At 71.0% G+C, this 15,830-nt stretch carries 15 protein-coding genes and 3 tRNA genes; 14 read left to right on the top strand and 4 right to left on the bottom strand.

What is annotated here, in order from left to right; genetic code table 11:
* The first annotated feature begins 12 nt into the window (after positions 1–12).
* The gene (locus F6J85_RS01165; protein ID WP_150923496.1) at positions 13–2,760 is read left to right on the top strand and encodes an ATP-binding protein; all 2,748 of its coding nucleotides are present in this window, start codon (positions 13–15) and stop codon (positions 2,758–2,760) included.
* 93 nt (positions 2,761–2,853) lie between these two features.
* Here F6J85_RS01165 and F6J85_RS01170 read toward each other — a convergent pair.
* The 3 genes from F6J85_RS01170 to F6J85_RS01180 form a co-directional block, all read right to left on the bottom strand.
* Positions 2,854–2,926 (bottom strand) — tRNA-Phe (locus tag F6J85_RS01170).
* Between the two features lie 80 nt (positions 2,927–3,006).
* Positions 3,007–3,080 (bottom strand) — tRNA-Asp (locus F6J85_RS01175).
* A 26-nt stretch (positions 3,081–3,106) separates the two neighbouring features.
* Positions 3,107–3,179, bottom strand: a tRNA-Glu gene (locus tag F6J85_RS01180).
* A gap of 220 nt (positions 3,180–3,399) precedes the next feature.
* Between F6J85_RS01180 and F6J85_RS01185 the strand changes: the two genes are divergently transcribed.
* Positions 3,400–4,815, top strand: coding sequence for a M23 family metallopeptidase (locus F6J85_RS01185; RefSeq protein ID WP_238707020.1), 1,416 nt, complete (start codon positions 3,400–3,402; stop codon positions 4,813–4,815).
* A gap of 60 nt (positions 4,816–4,875) precedes the next feature.
* Here F6J85_RS01185 and ppa read toward each other — a convergent pair whose 3' ends face one another.
* Positions 4,876–5,409, bottom strand: a complete 534-nt coding sequence (gene ppa, locus F6J85_RS01190; RefSeq protein WP_150918084.1) for an inorganic diphosphatase — start codon at positions 5,407–5,409, stop codon at positions 4,876–4,878.
* 162 nt (positions 5,410–5,571) lie between these two features.
* On the opposite strand from ppa, the gene tilS reads away from it, so the two are divergent.
* The 12 genes from tilS (at position 5,572) to panC (ending at position 15,779) form a co-directional block, all read left to right on the top strand.
* Positions 5,572–6,591, top strand: a complete 1,020-nt coding sequence (tilS, locus tag F6J85_RS01195; protein WP_150923497.1) for a tRNA lysidine(34) synthetase TilS — start codon at positions 5,572–5,574, stop codon at positions 6,589–6,591.
* A gap of 9 nt (positions 6,592–6,600) precedes the next feature.
* Positions 6,601–7,152, top strand: a complete 552-nt coding sequence (gene hpt / locus F6J85_RS01200; protein ID WP_150918080.1) for a hypoxanthine phosphoribosyltransferase — start codon at positions 6,601–6,603, stop codon at positions 7,150–7,152.
* A 130-nt stretch (positions 7,153–7,282) separates the two neighbouring features.
* Positions 7,283–9,286 (top strand): ATP-dependent zinc metalloprotease FtsH, encoded by a 2,004-nt coding sequence (gene ftsH / locus F6J85_RS01205; protein ID WP_150923498.1) that lies wholly within the window; start codon positions 7,283–7,285, stop codon positions 9,284–9,286.
* Between the two features lie 7 nt (positions 9,287–9,293).
* On the top strand, positions 9,294–9,884 hold the full coding sequence (gene folE, locus F6J85_RS01210) for a GTP cyclohydrolase I (protein WP_150923499.1): 591 nt from the start codon (positions 9,294–9,296) through the stop codon (positions 9,882–9,884).
* A complete protein-coding gene (gene folP / locus F6J85_RS01215) occupies positions 9,881–10,681 on the top strand; it encodes a dihydropteroate synthase (RefSeq protein ID WP_150923500.1) in 801 nt (266 codons plus the stop codon). The genes folE and folP overlap by 4 nt, the downstream gene beginning before the upstream one ends.
* Positions 10,678–11,091: a dihydroneopterin aldolase gene (gene folB / locus F6J85_RS01220; RefSeq protein ID WP_150918072.1), complete on the top strand. Its 414-nt coding sequence runs from the start codon at positions 10,678–10,680 to the stop codon at positions 11,089–11,091. The genes folP and folB overlap by 4 nt, the downstream gene beginning before the upstream one ends.
* Positions 11,088–11,615, top strand: coding sequence for a 2-amino-4-hydroxy-6-hydroxymethyldihydropteridine diphosphokinase (folK, locus tag F6J85_RS01225; RefSeq protein ID WP_150923501.1), 528 nt, complete (start codon positions 11,088–11,090; stop codon positions 11,613–11,615). Before folB ends, folK begins: the two co-directional genes overlap by 4 nt.
* On the top strand, positions 11,612–12,100 hold the full coding sequence (locus F6J85_RS01230) for a DUF3180 family protein (protein ID WP_150918068.1): 489 nt from the start codon (positions 11,612–11,614) through the stop codon (positions 12,098–12,100). The genes folK and F6J85_RS01230 overlap by 4 nt, the downstream gene beginning before the upstream one ends.
* The gene (locus F6J85_RS01235; RefSeq protein WP_150923502.1) at positions 12,051–12,644 is read left to right on the top strand and encodes a PH domain-containing protein; all 594 of its coding nucleotides are present in this window, start codon (positions 12,051–12,053) and stop codon (positions 12,642–12,644) included. Before F6J85_RS01230 ends, F6J85_RS01235 begins: the two co-directional genes overlap by 50 nt.
* A complete protein-coding gene (locus F6J85_RS01240; RefSeq protein WP_150923503.1) occupies positions 12,641–14,203 on the top strand; it encodes a PH domain-containing protein in 1,563 nt (520 codons plus the stop codon). The genes F6J85_RS01235 and F6J85_RS01240 overlap by 4 nt, the downstream gene beginning before the upstream one ends.
* Positions 14,191–14,925 (top strand): Rossmann-like and DUF2520 domain-containing protein, encoded by a 735-nt coding sequence (locus F6J85_RS01245; protein ID WP_150918064.1) that lies wholly within the window; start codon positions 14,191–14,193, stop codon positions 14,923–14,925. Before F6J85_RS01240 ends, F6J85_RS01245 begins: the two co-directional genes overlap by 13 nt.
* Complete coding sequence (gene panC, locus F6J85_RS01250) at positions 14,922–15,779, top strand: pantoate--beta-alanine ligase (protein WP_150918062.1); 858 nt, start codon at positions 14,922–14,924, stop codon at positions 15,777–15,779. Before F6J85_RS01245 ends, panC begins: the two co-directional genes overlap by 4 nt.
* The last annotated feature ends 51 nt before the right edge of the window (positions 15,780–15,830 follow it).

Below are 15,830 nucleotides of genomic sequence, written 5' to 3' on the forward strand. Positions count from 1 at the left end.
TTGGCAACTCTCTTGGGTCGTCTCATAGAGCGCGATGCCATCGACCACTTGCTCGCCGAGGCGCAGGCCGGTCGTAGCGGGACGTTGGTGGTGCGCGGCGAGGCCGGCATCGGCAAGACCGCGTTACTCGAGCATGCCCGCGAGACCGCGACATCCCTCGGGGTCCGAGTCGCAGGATGCTGCGGGGCCGAGTCCGAGATGCAGTTCGCTTTCGCAGCCCTCCACCAGTTGTGTGCGCCGTTGCTCGACCGTGTCGATGCGCTGCCGGGGCCGCAGCTGGCTGCTCTCGGTGTGGCCCTCGGGCTGCGCAGCGGTGCGGTGCCCGATCCTTTCCTCGTCGGGCTCGCGACGCTGAGCCTCCTGGCCGACGTCGCCGAGCAGGGCCCACTGCTGTGCCTCATCGACGACGCGCAATGGATCGATCAGGCCTCGGCGCAGGTCTTGACCTTCGTCGCCCGACGCGTCGCCGCCGAGGGAGTCGTGCTGTTGTTCGCCGCGCGCGACGTGGGCATCGGCGACGTCGATCCCGTGGCCGGCCTGTCGCCCGAGCTGCGCGTGAATGGTCTCGGCGAGAACGACGCCCGGATGCTGCTGGCGGGAGGACTCCGCGCCCCTCTCGATGACGAGGTGCGTGACCGGATCCTCGCGGAGTCGCGTGGCAACCCCCTCGCAATCCTGGAGCTGCCACGGAGCGCGTCGCCCAGCCGGCTCGCGGGCGGGTTCGAGCTTCCGGACTCGCTCACCATCCCGCGCCGCATCGAGGAGGTCTTCCATCGCCGGTCGGCTGAGCTGTCCGCGCAGGCGCAATTGCTGCTGTTGCTCGCCGCCGCCGAACCGACCGGCGATGGGGCTCTGCTCTGGCGAGCGGCCGAGCACCTCGGGGTGCCCCTCGAGGCTGCGGGGCCTGCGGAAGACTCCGGGCTGCTGGAGATCGATACCCGTGTGCGATTCCGTCACCCGCTCGTGCGCTCAGCCGTCTACCGCGCGGCCTCGCCGACCGATCGCCGACGCGTGCATGCGGCGCTCGCCACCGCCATCGACCCGCAGGTCCACCCGGACCGTCGTGCCTGGCATCGAGCGCAAGCGGTGTGGGGGCAGGACGAGGAGGTCGCGGCCGAGCTGGAGCGCTCGGCCGAACGGACACGCGAACGCGGCGGAGTGGCGGCCGCCGCCGCGTTCCTGCAGCAGGCTGTGGACCTCACACCCGAACCAGCCGCCCGCGCCCGGCGAGCGCTGGCAGCGGCGCACGCAAAGCACGACTCCGGAGCGTCGATCGCGGCGGCGGAACTCTTGGACGTCGCGGCGGTGGGGCCGCTGAACGAGCTGCAGCGCGCCCGACTCGAGCTGCTCCGAGCCCGGATCGCCTTCCAGCTGACCCAGGGCGCAGAGGTGCCGGGTATGCTGCTCGACGCCGCCGAGACTCTCGCTCCGCTCGATCCCGCCTTGGCTCGCGAGACGTACCTCCACGCGATCGACGCGGCGATGATCACCGGCGGGACTGGAGGTGTTCGCGGCGCGCGCGAAGTGGCCGCGGCGGCTCTCGGAGCGCCGCCGCCCCCGGGGCCGCCGACGCCGTCGGATCTGCTGCTCGACGGCCTCATCGTGACCTTCACGCGGGGGTACGTGGCGGGCGCGCCCGCGGTGAAGGATGCGCTGAGGGCGTTCCACGATCGCGGGTTCGACGGGGAGGCGCTGGGCGAGATGGGCAGCCGCCGCTGGCTGTGGCTCGCGACCCGGAGCGCGGCCGCCCTGTTCGACGAGGAGCGGGTACGTGTGCTGGCAGCACGGAACGTCCGGCTGGCCCGCGACTCTGGTGCGCTGGCCACGCTGCCGGGGGCGCTCGTCGGTCACGCCGGGATACTGGTGCTCGCCGGCGAGCTGTCCCTGGCGGCGGAGCTGTGTGCAGAAGCGTCCGCGATCACGCGTGCAACCGGCGCTGTGCCGCTGCCGTACGCCGACATCATCCTGGCGGCGTGGCGCGGTCACGAGAGCGAAACCACTCAGCTCTACGCGGCGAACGTAGAGAAGGCAGCGGGGCAACGGGGCGGCGCGGAGGTGGCCACCGCCAACTACTCGTTGGCTGTGTTGCGCAACGGCACGGGCGATTATGAGTCCGCGGCGACGTCGGCGGCAGAGGGGTGTGAGACGAACGAGCTCTCCAACACCGGTCTCGCTATGCTCGAGCTGGTCGAGGCCGCCACTCGCGCCGGTCAGCCCGGACTCGCGGCCACCGCGCTGACCGAGCTTTGCGCCCGCGCCGAGGCCAGCGGCGCCCCGTTCGCACTCGGGGTTGCTGCGCGCTCCCGCGCGCTGGCGAACTCAGGAGCCGCTGTCGAAGACGAGTACCTCGAAGCGATCGCGCGAATCCGGGCGTCCCGGATGACGGGCTATCTCGCCCGCACGCACCTTGTGTACGGGGAGTGGCTGCGCCGGGAAGGGCGGCGCCAGGATGCCCGGGAACAGCTGCGTGTCGCGCACGAGCTGCTGTCGACTATGGGCGCAGAGGCGTTCGCCGAACGCGCCGCGCGGGAGTTGCGCGCGACAGGCGAGCATCCGCGAAAGCGCGCCACCTCGCCGGCAACCGCGCTCACTGAACACGAGTTGCAGATCGCTCGACTGGTCGCGACGGGCGCGACATCGCGTGAGGTCGGTGTGCAGCTCTTCCTGAGTCCTCGGACGATCGAGGCTCACCTGCGCAACATCTTCCGCAAGCTCGGCATCACGTCTCGGCGCCAGCTGAGGGAGATTCGGCTCCCCTGAACCCCGCTTTCGGACCACTTCGGATGTCCGTGGGGATGTCGAGGACAGGGCAAGAAGAAACCCCCGTGAGTAGAAGCCTCACGAGGGTTTCAGTGGCTCCGACGGGCGTCGATCCCGTGACCTCACGATTTTCAGTCGTGCGCTCTACCAACTGAGCTACAGAGCCGCGTGGCATCCGTATCGCGAACGACGCGATGCCACGTCCTAGACGAAGGGCCTCCTCGAAAGAAGGCCCGTCGCTCGGAGCGACCCTGACGGGACTTGAACCCGCGACCTCCGCCGTGACAGGGCGGCACGCTAACCAACTGCGCTACAGGGCCATGCTTATTAAATTGTGGGTGGAACGTGACCCCAACGGGATTCGAACCCGTGCTACCGCCGTGAAAGGGCGGCGTCCTAGGCCGCTAAACGATGGGGCCGAAATGAACCCCTTCGCCACGCGGACTCAGCGCTCACTTGCCGACGCTCAAGCATACGCAATCCCCCACCGATCCGCCAATCGAGGGCGCGTCGTCCCGTTCTGCGCGGTTTTCGGGCGCACCATGGAGGTCGCGGAGGCGGCGGCCGACACCTGTTGCGCCTGTTACTCCTGTTGCTACTGTGGTGCAAGTTGTGGCCGCGGAGGGGAAAGGTGCTGTCGTGACGCTCGACCGCCTGGACGACGAGGAGTGCAACTGCGCCCCTAGCCCTCGTGAACGCCGGATGCTGTGGCCTTCGCTCGATCGGCGGGGCGCCCTCACTCTCGGCGCCCTCGGTGCGGTGTCGCTCGGCGTGCTGGGCGCGACCGGCGGGCCGCTCCTGGCCCCCGCCTTCGCCGCCGGATACCCCTCATGGGCCGACGTGGAGCGCGCCAAAGCCAACGAGGCATCCAAAGCCGCCGAGATCACCCGCATCCAAGGAATGATCCAGAGCCTCGCCGCAGAGGTGCAGCGCACCCAGGCCGAGGTCGTCGCGCGCTCCAACGAGTACTACGAGGCGCAGCAGGCCTACCTGCAGGCGGCGTACGAGGCCGACCAGCTCCAGGCCCAGGCCGACGCGAAGGGGGCAGAGGCGACCGAAGCCGCCAACAAGGCCGGCCGCGTCGCTGCCCAGCTGTACCGCAGCGGCGGCGACGATACGTCCCTCGACCTGTTCTTCGCCGGATCTGCGACCTCGGCCGAGGACCTGCTCTCGCGCCTCGGGACGATGGACAAGCTCATCGAGCGCAACCAGTCGGTGTATGCGCAGGCGGTCACCGCGCGCGACAGCGCGCAGAGCCTGAGCGACCAGGCCGAGGTCATGCGCGCGGAGCGGGACCGCCTGCAGAAGGTCGCCGAAGAGAAGATGCTCGCCGCCCAGCAGGCAGCCGACGCGGCACAGGCGGCGCTTGCCGAGCAGCAGGCGAACCAGGTGACGCTCGAGGCGCAGCTCGCCGCACTCAAGGACACGACGGCCAAGACCGTCGCCGACTACCAGGCCGGTGTCGAGGCCGAACGCAAGGCCCGCGAGGAGCGCGAGCGGAAGGCCAGGGAAGAGGCCGAGCGCCGGGCTCGCGAAGAGCGCGAGCGCCTGGAACGCGAGCAGGCCAACAACGGTGGCGGCGGCGGCGGGGGTGGCGGCGGCGGTGGCGGCGGCGGCAACGGAGGTTCCGTCGGCGGATCCGGGTGGGCGCGGCCCTCCTCGGCCGGCGTGAGTTCCGGCTACGGCCCCCGGTCGGGCCAATGTACGCCCAGTTACTGCTCGACCACGTGGCACCTCGGCCTGGACTTCGGGGCCGGATGCTGGGCACCGATCTTCGCCGCATCCAGCGGCACCGTCACCTACGCCGGGTACAACGGCGGTTACGGCAACTACGTCCGCATCGACCACGGCAACGGCGTCGCGACCGGGTACGGGCACATCTCCAACGGCGGTATCTACGTCTCGCGCGGGCAGTGGGTCAACGCCGGCCAGCAGATCGCCGGAACCGGTGCGACCGGCAACTCCTTCGGCTGCCACCTGCACTTCGAGGTGTACACCGGCTCCGGCACGGTGAACCCCGCGCCGTTCCTGCGTGACCGCGGCGTCTGGGTCTGACACCCCCACGAAACGAAGAAGCCCGGCCGATCGGCCGGGCTTCCTGCATATCCGTGCGGGTCAGAGCGAGTTGGGCGCCTCGCCGGAACCCTGCGTGCGGGTCTCGCCCTCGTGGTGCTCGAAGCGCTCGAACGCCTCGGTGACCAGACGCTCGGCCTCCGCGGCATCCGCCCAGTCGTCGACCTTGACCCATTTGCCGGGCTCGAGGTCTTTGTAGTGCTCGAAGAAGTGCGCGATCTCCTTCTGGGTGTACTCCGGGATGTCGCCGACGTCCTGGATGTGCGCCCAGCGCGGGTCTTTGGCGAGCACTGCGACGACCTTGTCGTCGCCGCCGGCCTCGTCGCTCATCTTCAGCACACCGACCGGACGCACCTTCGCGAGGATGCCGGGGGCGAGGTCGTGGTCCAGGAGCACGAGCACGTCGAGCGGGTCGCCGTCTTCGCCCAGGGTGTTCTCGAAGAAGCCGTAATTCGTGGGGTAACCCATCGGCGTGTAGAGGATGCGGTCGAGGAACACTCGTCCGGTGCCATGGTCGACCTCGTACTTGATCTTGCTGTTGCGCGGGATCTCGATGACGGCGTCGTACGCGCCCATGCGTGTGCTCCTTCGGTCTGGGAATACCGCGCACCAGCCTACTGCCGGTGCCCGGGCGGCATTCCCGGTGGATGGGCCCACCCGGCCTCCCGGAGCGGCTCGAGCCCGCCCGGGGCCCCGGGCGATCCGGAACGTCATGCACGGCCCGGGTAGCGTGGGAACGTGGACCGCCGACCCGCTCTCGCCCCCGCCGTCGCGGAGGTGCGCCGTGCCGTGCGCGAGGCGCTGGAACCGCTCGACGCGGACGGCAGCCCGTCCGTGATCGTCGCGCTCTCGGGCGGAGCGGACTCGCTCGCCCTCGCCGCCGCGACGGCGTTCGAAGCGCCCAAGCTCGGCTTCCGGCCCCTGGCGATCGTCGTCGACCACCGGCTGCAGCCCGGGTCGGCCGAGGTCTCCGCGTGCGCCGCCGACGCCGCACGGCTGCTGGGGATGGACGCGCACGTGGTGGGCGTGACCGTCGACGGCGCCGACGGACCCGAAGCCGCAGCGCGCAGTGCGCGATACCGCGCCCTCACCGAGACCGCGCGCGCACGACGGGCCGCCGCCGTGCTGATCGGGCACACCCTCGACGATCAGGCCGAGACGGTGCTGCTGGGTCTGGCCCGAGGATCGGGGGCCGCCAGCCTCCAGGGGATGGCCGCGTCCTCCGAGCTGGACGGCGTCACGCTGCTGCGCCCGCTCCTCGGCGTGCGACGCGAGACCACGCGCGCAGCGTGCGCGGCCGCGGGGATCGAGCCGTGGGAAGACCCGCACAATTCCGACCCCCGCTTCGCGCGGGTGCGCGTGCGCGAACGGGTGCTGCCGACCATGGAGGCCGAGCTGGGCCCCGGCGTGGCCGAGGCGCTCGCCCGCACCGCGGAGCAGCTGCGGGAGGATGCCGCCGCCTTCGCCGACATGATCGACGAGGTGATCGAAGACATCGTCGAGCACGCCGAAGCCGGCATCTCCGTCTCCGCGGCCGCGCTCGCCGCCAACCCCGCGGCGCTGCGGCACCGCATCATCCGTCACGTGGTCATGAGTGAATTCGGGCAGAGCCTCACCCGCACGCAGACCCTGGCGGTCGCCCGCCTCGCGACCGGGTGGACCGGGCAGGGGCCGATCCACCTGCCCGGATGCTCCGCCCGCCGCAACGGCGGCCGCATCGAGTTCACCGCCGCAGGCACTGCCGGCGCCGACGCTTAGGATCGGAACATGCGCGCGGCCGACATCCCCGAGGACATCACCGAGATCCTGCTCACCGAGGAGCAGATCCACGAGAAGCTGGCCGAGATCGCCGCGCAGGTGGCGATCGACTACGAGGGCAAGAACCTCCTCCTGGTCGGCGTGCTGAAGGGCGCGGTCATGGTGATGGCCGACTTCGCGCGCCTGCTGCCCGGTCACATCGCGATGGACTGGATGGCCGTGTCCTCCTACGGCGCGGGAACGCGCTCCAGCGGCGTCGTCCAGATCCGCAAAGACCTCGACACCGATCTGCACGGCCGGCACGTGCTCATCGTCGAGGACATCATCGACTCGGGCCTGACCCTCAGCTGGCTGCTGGAGAACTTCGCCTCCCGCGGTGCGGAGTCGATCGAGGTGCTGGCGCTTCTGCGCAAGCCCGAGGCGATGAAGGTGCACGTGGACTGCCGGTACGTCGGGTTCGACATCCCGAACGAGTTCGTCATCGGGTACGGCCTGGACTACGCCGAGCGCTACCGCAACCTGCGCGACGTCGCCGTCCTCGCCCCGCACGTGTATTCGTAGCACCCGCCCGCCGCTCGCGGCGTACGCCGTGGGCGAATGCACAGGCCGGGCATAGTCGGCCCGCGATACCCTGAGTGCACCGCCGCATCGGCGGATCCCCAGATGGAAGGGTCATGGGCCCCGCCCAACCATGGACTTCAAGAAGCTGACGCGCAACCCGATCCTGTACGTGCTGCTGATCGGGATCCTGCTGATCGTCGGGTTCTCGCTCATCACCAGCCTCAACGGTGCGAAGCAGATCTCCACGCAGCAGGGCCTCGAGCTGCTCGACGGCGGCACGGTCACCGAGGTGACGAACACCGACGGCGACCAGCGCGTCGACATGGTTCTCTCCGAGCCGTTCGAAGGCGCGACCGACGTGCAGTTCTACTACGTCACCGCCCGCGGCGAGGAGGTCGTGCGCGCGATCGACGCGGCGAACCCGTCCGACGGCTTCAACGACCTCGTTCCGCGGGCCACGTGGTTCGACGGCTTCATCTCCCTTCTTCTGCCGCTGGTGCTGCTGGGCCTGCTGTTCTGGTTCCTCCTCTCCAGTGCCCAGGGCGGCGGTGGCCGCGTCATGCAGTTCGGCAAGTCGCGCGCGAAGCTCGTGACGAAGGAGAGCCCGACCGTGACGTTCCAGGACGTCGCCGGTGCGGATGAGGCCATCGAAGAGCTGCACGAGATCAAGGACTTCCTGAAGGACCCCGCCCGCTTCCAGGCCGTCGGGGCCCGCATCCCCAAGGGCGTGCTCCTGTACGGCCCTCCCGGAACGGGTAAGACCCTCCTCGCGCGCGCCGTGGCCGGCGAGGCCGGCGTGCCGTTCTACTCCATCTCCGGTTCGGACTTCGTCGAGATGTTCGTCGGTGTGGGCGCCAGCCGCGTGCGCGACCTGTTCAACCAGGCCAAGGAGAACGCCCCCGCGATCATCTTCATCGACGAGATCGACGCCGTCGGCCGCCACCGCGGCGCCGGCATGGGCGGCGGGCACGACGAGCGCGAGCAGACGCTGAACCAGATGCTCGTGGAGATGGACGGCTTCGACCCGAAGGTGAACGTCATCGTCATCGCCGCGACGAACCGTCCCGACATCCTCGACCCGGCCCTGCTGCGCCCCGGCCGCTTCGACCGGCAGATCGGCGTCGACGCCCCCGACCTCAAGGGCCGCCAGAAGATCCTCGAGGTGCACGGTCGCGGAAAGCCGCTGGCCGACAGCGTCGACCTCGAGGTCGTCGCCCGCAAGACGCCCGGATTCACCGGCGCCGACCTGGCCAACGTCCTCAACGAGGCGGCGCTGCTGACCGCGCGCTCCAACGCGCAGCTCATCGACAACCGCGCCCTGGATGAGGCCATCGACCGTGTCATCGCCGGGCCCCAGCGCCGCACGCGCGTCATGCGCGACAAGGAGAAGCTCATCACCGCGTACCACGAGGGCGGTCACGCCCTCGCCGCGGCGGCGATGAACCACACCGATCCGGTCACGAAGGTCACGATCCTGCCTCGCGGCAAGGCGCTCGGCTACACGATGGTGCTGCCGCTGGATGACAAGTACTCCGTCACGCGCAACGAGCTGCAGGATCAGCTCACCTATGCGATGGGCGGACGTGTGGCCGAGGAGATCGTGTTCCACGACCCCACCACCGGCGCCTCCAACGACATCGAGAAGGCCACCGGCATTGCCCGCAAGATGGTCACCGAGTACGGCATGACCACCGACGTCGGCCCGGTCAAGCTCGGCTCGTCCTCGGGCGAGGTGTTCATGGGCCGTGACATGGGCCACGGGCGGGAGTTCAGCGAGCGCATCGCCGAGCGGGTCGACGAGCAGGTCCGGGGGCTGATCGAGCAGGCCCACAACGAGGCCTACCAGGTGATCAACGACAACCGCGAGATCCTCGACCGGCTCGCGCTCGAGCTGCTGGAGAAGGAGACGCTCGATCACATCGAGCTCGCCGAGATCTTCAAGGACATCAAGCGCCTGCCCCCGCGTCCGCAGTGGCTCTCCAGCAGCGAGCGTCCCGTGTCGGTCCTCCCGCCGGTCGACGTTCCGCACCGCCGAGAGCCCGCCGGTGTCGCCGCGAGCGTGGAGGTGGAGGCGGAGACCGAGAAGGCGCCGCGCCGCCGCGCGAGCGGGCAGACCCGGCCGGCCACCGCGTAGGCCGCTCGTGGCCGTCGACCGCGCACGCGTCGCCGCGCTCGTGCGCGACCTGCTCGCCGCGATCGGGGAGGACCCCGATCGCCCCGGGCTGCGTCAGACGCCGCAGCGCGTCGCCGAGGCGTACGGGGAGTTCTTCTCCGGCATCGGCGAGGATGCCGCGGCCCCGCTCGCGCACACCATCTCGGTCGCCCAGGGGCCGGCGCCCGAGACCCTTCCCTCCGGCGCAGTGCTGCTGCGGGACGTGGCCTTCCGTTCGATGTGCGAGCACCACCTGCTGCCCTTCCGTGGACGGGCGCACCTCGCCTATCTGCCGGGCGAGCAGGTCGTGGGCCTGAGCGCATTGCCCAAGGTCGTCGACATCCTCGCCTCCCGTCCGCAGGTGCAGGAGCGGCTGGGCGAGCAGATCGCCGACACGATCGCGGCGTCGCTGGATGCCCGCGGCGTGCTCGTGGTGCTGGACGCCGTGCACGAATGCGTCACGATGCGCGGCGCCCGCCAGCCCGACGCATCCACCGTCACGGTCGCTGCTCGCGGAGAGCTGCTCGACCCTGTCGCGCGCGCCGAGCTCATCGCCCTGATCGGCGTCGCGCGCGCATGACCGTCGTGATGGGCATCGTCAACGTCACGCCCGACTCCTTCAGCGACGGCGGCCGCTACGTCGACCCGGGCGCCGCGATCGCCCACGGTGTGCGGCTCCGCGACCTCGGCGCCGCGATGATCGACGTGGGCGGAGAATCGACCCGGCCCGGGGCCACCCGGGTGGCGGAGGGCGTGGAGCAGGAGCGGGTGCTGCCGGTGGTCTCGGCCCTGGCTTCGGCCGGCATCGCGGTGAGCATCGACACGATGAACGCCGCGACGGCGGTGGCCGCGGTGGCCGCGGGCGCACGGATCGTCAACGACGTGTCGGGGGGACTGTCCGACCCCGAGATGCTGGCCGCCGTCGCCGCCACCGACGCCGACGTCGTGCTGGGCCACTGGCGCGGGCCGTCGGAGGACATGTACGCCGCCGCGTCGTACCGCGATGTCGTGCGGGAGGTCACCACGGAACTGCTCGCCCGGGTCGAAGCCGCCGCCGCGGCGGGGATCGCGCCATCCCGCGTCATCCTGGATCCCGGGATCGGCTTCGGCAAGCGGGGTGCCCAGAACTGGGACGTGCTGCGGGCCCTGCCACAGCTGACGGCGCTCGGGCCGCGCGTGCTCGTGGGCACCAGCCGCAAGCGATTCCTCGCCGACGCGCTCGGCGACGACGCGTCGACCGAGCGCAAGGATCTGGCGACCGCCGTGACGAGCGTCCTCGCCTCCCGTGCGGGAGCGTGGGGGGTGCGCGTGCACGATGTGGCGGCCACGTGCGATGCTCTGCAGGTCGTGGAGCGGTGGGATGGGATCGGGGCATGAGCAGAGACGACGTCGTGGATGAGATCACCCTCACCGGGGTGCGGGCCTTCGGATACCACGGGGTCTACCCCGACGAACGTCGCGACGGCCAGGAGTTCGTCGTCGACCTGACGCTCCACGTGCCGACCGGACCCGCGGCCGCTTCGGACGATGTCGCCGACACCGTGCATTACGGCGAGCTGGCCGAGAAGGTCGCCGCCGTCGTGACGGGCGAGCCGGTCAACCTGCTCGAGCGCCTCGCCCAGCGCATCGCCGACGTCGTCCTCGCCGACGATCGCGTGCAGCTGGTGGAAGTCACCGTCCACAAGCCCTCCGCGCCCATCCCCGTGCCCTTCGGCGACGTCGCGGTGACGGTGCGCCGATCGCGCCCGATCTCGCGGCCGGCCGGCTTCGCCTCGGAGCCCCGGTGACCGCGGCGGATCCCGGCGACGCAGGTGTGCGCCGCGCGGCGCCGCTGGGCACCGAGGCCGTCATCGCGCTGGGCGCGAACCTCGGCGACCGCGCCGAGACGCTCACCGCCGCCCTCACCGCCATCGGCGAGCTGCCCCTGACCACCGACCTGCGCGCATCGCGCGCGTTCGAGACCGTCGCCGTCACCGTGGCCGGTGAGAACGAGGACGCCCCGCGGTACCTCAACGCGGTCGCGCTCATCCGCACGCGCCTGGCTCCCTCGCTGCTGCTGCAGGCGCTGCACGGCGTCGAGTCGGCGCACGGCCGCGTACGTCGCGAACGGTGGGGCGACCGGACGCTGGATCTGGATCTCATCTCCTACGGGCAGCTCACCTCGACCGATCCCGCCCTGACCCTGCCGCATCCGCGCGCCGCCGAGCGCGAATTCGTCCTGACGCCGTGGCTCGACGTCGACCCCGACGCGCAGCTGCCCGGCGTGGGAGCGGTGCGTGACGCGCGCGAGCGCCTGCAGGACCGATCGTGAAGCGCACCGGCGCCGGCTCCCTCACACTCGCGGCAGTGCTGGGAGCGGGTGCGGGCTTCCTCATCGACATGGCCTTCAGCGCCGCCGGGCGCCCGACCTTCACCCCGGCGGTGAGCCTGCCCATCCTCCTGCTGCTCCTCGGGGCCATCGTCGTCGTCCTGGCCATCCCGGTCTACCGTGCCAGCCGCGGACGCACGGCAGCGGCCATCGATCCGTTCCGGTCGCTGCGCATCGCGATGCTCGCCAAGGCCTCCAGCATCGTGGGCGCGGCCCTGGGTGGCCTGGGGGTCGGACTCCTCGCCTTCCTGCTCACGCGGCCCGTCGTCCCGTCGCTAGGCTCGATGGGCACGGTCATAGCGACGGCGGTCTGCGGCGGGCTCCTGATCGCCGCAGGACTCGTCGCGGAACAGCTGTGCACGATCCGGAAGGACGACGATGACGATCAACCCGGGAACCCCTCCGGAGTCGATGCCTCCGACCGCTGACCACCGCGGCGACGACGTGCTCGACCGGGCGACGTTCGACGCCATCCGGGAGCCGCGCGGCGCAGGCCGGCTTCCACTCGGAGACGGCCAGTGGCACCAGCTGGCCCGGGCGTACGTGTGGGTCCAGATGATCTCTACCGCCACCATGCTGGTCGTGGTGCTGGCGGTCGCACTGGTGATGCAGCTGTGGCTGCAGCAGACGTGGGTGTGGGCGCCCGCCGGCGTGGTCGGTGTCATCCTGCTGTGGGCGCTGGCGATCACGCCGCGTCAGGCGCGCTCGTACGGCTACCAGCTGCGCCAGGACGACCTGGTCTTCCGCCGCGGCATCCTCTGGCAGCGGATGGTCGCCGTCCCCTACGGACGGATGCAGCTGATCGACATCACGCACGGCCCCCTCGACCGCGGTTTCGGGATCGCCCAGCTGAAGCTCGTGACCGCTGCTGCCACCACCGCCGTCACGATCCCCGGCCTGACCCAGGACGCGGCGGAGAGGCTGCGCGACACGCTCGTGGACGTCGCCGAGACCCGCCGGACCGGCCTGTGAGCGATCCGACCGCACCTGCTCCTCCCGCCCGGGAGGTGCGCTCGCCCCTGAGCGACGGCGAGTGGCACCGCATGCACCCGCTCACGCCGCTGCTGCGCGGGGGGCTGTCCCTCCTCGTCGTCATCGGCATCATCGTGGCGAATCTCCGCGAGCGTCTCGTGGCGCTGTTCATCCCCGAGTTCTCCGAAGAGGGCGAGGTGCCCGGCGACCCGGTCGACTACGTGCTCTCCAACAATCTGGTGCTCATCGCCGGACTCGTGGTCCTGGGCGGCCTCGTGGTGCTGACCGTCATCTTCTGGGTGTCGTGGCGGTTCCACACCTTCCGCATCACCGGCGACGACGTCGAGGTGCGCACGGGCGTGTTCTTCCGGACGCACCGCCGCGCGCCGCTGGACCGGGTCCAGGGCGTGAACCTCACGCGTCCGCTCGTGGCCCGGCTGTTCGGGATGGCCAAGCTCGAAGTCATCGGGGCGGGCCTGGATTCCAACGTCAAGCTCGAGTACCTCTCCACCTCCAACTCCGAGACGATCCGGGCCGACATCCTGCGCCTGGCCTCGGGGCGCCAGCTGAGCGAAGCCGCCGTCACCGGCGACGCGGTGGACGCGGGATCACGTGTGCACCAGGCGGCCAACCTCGTCAGCGCCGGGATCACCGGCATCATCGAGGGCGAAGACATCGAGGCGGCCGAGGTCGAATCCGTCGTCCACATCCCCGCCGGCCGGCTCGCTGCATCCCGGGTGCTCAGCACGTCGACGCTCGGACTGCTGGCCTTCCTCGCCGTCGTGATCGTCGGTGCCGTGATCGGCGAGCCCTGGGTCCTGTTCGCCTTCGTGCCGGCGCTCCTGGGGTTCGGTGCGTACTGGGTGCGCTCCTTCGTGCGCTCGCTGCGCTATTCGATCGCCCCCACCTCCGGTGGTGTGCGCATCACCTTCGGGCTGTTCACAACCGTGAGCGAGATCCTGCCGCCGGGCCGGGTGCATGCGGTGGAGGTGCGGCAGTCGCTGATGTGGCGCCCCTTCGGATGGTGGTCGATCGCCGTGAACCGCATCTCGGGGCGGGCGATGACCGACGCCGGAACCGACCAGCTCACGAGCGTGCTGCCGGTGGGAACGCGCGCCGACGTCGAGAAGGTCGTCCGCCTCCTGCTGCCGGCGCTCCCTGAAGACCAGCTGGCGCTCGTGTTCGAACAGGGCATCCTCGGCCCCGCGCCAGGGGACCCGTACGCCACCACGCCCCGTCGGGCGCGTGTGTTCCGTCCGCTGTCGTGGCGTCGCAACGGCTTCTTCCTCACCCCGGATGCGCTGTTCCTGCGTCGTGGGTTCATCTGGCGCGCGCTCGGGGTCTTCCCGCTGGCCCGGATGCAGAGCATCCGCATCAGCCAGGGCCCGATCGATCGCGCGCTGCGAGTGGCGAACCTCACCGCCAACGTGGTCAGCGGCACCGTCACGACGACGGTCGGGGTGGTCGATCGCGATGACGCCTTGCGTGCGTTCGAAGACGCGGCCCACGGCATCGTCGCCGCCTCGGCGGACGACCGCAGCCACCGGTGGGCGCGGTGAGCGGGACGCGTGACGGCCGGCTCGGCGTCGGGGTGCTGGGCGCCGGCCGGGTGGGCCCGGTGATCGGGGCGGCGCTGCGCAATGCCGGACATGCCGTGGTGGGCATCACCGCAGGGTCGGATCCCGACCGCGCTGACGCAGTGCTGCCGGGAGTGCCCGTCCTCGACGCCGACGAGGTGGTCCGGCGCGCCGAGCTGGTGGTCCTGGCCGTGCCGCACGATCAGCTGCCGGGGCTGGTCGCGGGACTCGCCGACATCGGGGCGTGGCAGATCGGCCAGCTCGTCCTGCACGTGGACCCCGGTTACGGCGTCGACGTGCTCGCTCCGGCGCTGCGGTCGGGAGCGATTCCGCTCGCGATCCACCCGGCGATCTCCTTCACCGGCACATCCATCGATCTGCGCCAGCTCAGCGAGAGCTACGCGGCCGTGACCGCCCCCGGTCCGGTCCTGCCCATCGCGCAGGCGCTCGCCGTCGAACTGGGCTGCGAGCCCGTCGTGATCGCCGAAGCCGACCGACCCGCGTACGCGGAGGCAATCGCCACGGCGACGGAGTTCTCCCGGTCGGTCGTGCGCCAAGCGTCCGGCCTCCTGGCCGGCGTCGGCATCGACAATCCCGGCGGATACCTCTCCGCGCTCGTGCGCTCGACGGTGGACCAGGCGCTGGCCGAGGGGGCGCCGTCCGGTACGGACACCCTCCCGCCCGAGGCTACGCTCGACGGATGATCAGCACCGTCCCGGAGCTGCGCACCCGACTGGCCCAGGCCAGCGCCGCAGCCCCCACGGACCGGCTCGCGCCGACCGTCGCCCTCGTCTCCACCCTCGGCGCGCTCCATGAGGGCCACGTCGACCTCGTGCGCCTCGCCCGTGAACGCGCCGACATCGTCGTGGTCTCCACGTTCGTCAATCCGCTGCGCTTCCGCACGACCGACGACGCCGCGGCCTACCCCACCACGCCGTCGGTGGATCGGGCACTGCTGGACTCCCTCGGCGTCGACGTGGTGTTCGCGCCCGCCGCATCCGAACTGCTGCCCGCCGGCTTCGCCACGACGCGCATCAGCGCCGGTGACCTGGGCCTGCGCTACGAAGGGCGTTCGCGTCCGTACTACTTCGACGGCCTCCTCACCGTCGAGGCGCTGCTGTTCCACCTCGTGCGCCCCGACCTCGCGGTCTACGGCGAGCGGGACCTGCAGCGGGTCTTCCTGGTGCGCCGCATGATCGGCGACCTCGCCTTCGGCATCGACGTCGCGACCGTGCCCACGGTCCGCTCGGACGACGGCCTGCCGCTCTCCAGCCGCGTGGCGCTCCTCGACGACGACGACCGCCGGGCGGCCGCCCGGTTGCCCGCAGCACTGGAGGCCGCGGCATCCACCGCCGACCGGGGCGTGGACGCGTGCATCGCCGCCGCCCAGTCCACCCTCATGGGGGAGGCGCGCATCCGCCTGGACTACCTCAGCGTCGTGGACCCCGCCACCTTCCTCCCCGTGGACGAAGGGCACGCCGGGCGTGCGCACATGCTCATCGCCGCGACCGTGGGCGGCCACCGATTCGTCGACAACACCGACATCTACGTGCACTGAGCCCGGAGCGGCCCACGACCGTCGAGGGGGCCGGTGAGGCGGCGCACGTAG

Source organism: Microbacterium lushaniae, assembly GCF_008727775.1.
Taxonomy (GTDB): Bacteria; Actinomycetota; Actinomycetes; order Actinomycetales; family Microbacteriaceae; genus Microbacterium; species Microbacterium lushaniae.

Coding starts and splice junctions, on each gene's coding strand:
- ppa (WP_150918084.1), bottom strand. CDS start 5,409: ATGGGCGCGTACGACGCCGTCATCGAGATCCCGCGCAACAGCAAGATC.
- hpt (WP_150918080.1), top strand. CDS start 6,601: ATGCGCGCGGCCGACATCCCCGAGGACATCACCGAGATCCTGCTCACC.
- ftsH (WP_150923498.1), top strand. CDS start 7,283: ATGGACTTCAAGAAGCTGACGCGCAACCCGATCCTGTACGTGCTGCTG.
- folP (WP_150923500.1), top strand. CDS start 9,881: ATGACCGTCGTGATGGGCATCGTCAACGTCACGCCCGACTCCTTCAGC.
- folB (WP_150918072.1), top strand. CDS start 10,678: ATGAGCAGAGACGACGTCGTGGATGAGATCACCCTCACCGGGGTGCGG.
- F6J85_RS01235 (WP_150923502.1), top strand. CDS start 12,051: ATGACGATCAACCCGGGAACCCCTCCGGAGTCGATGCCTCCGACCGCT.
- panC (WP_150918062.1), top strand. CDS start 14,922: ATGATCAGCACCGTCCCGGAGCTGCGCACCCGACTGGCCCAGGCCAGC.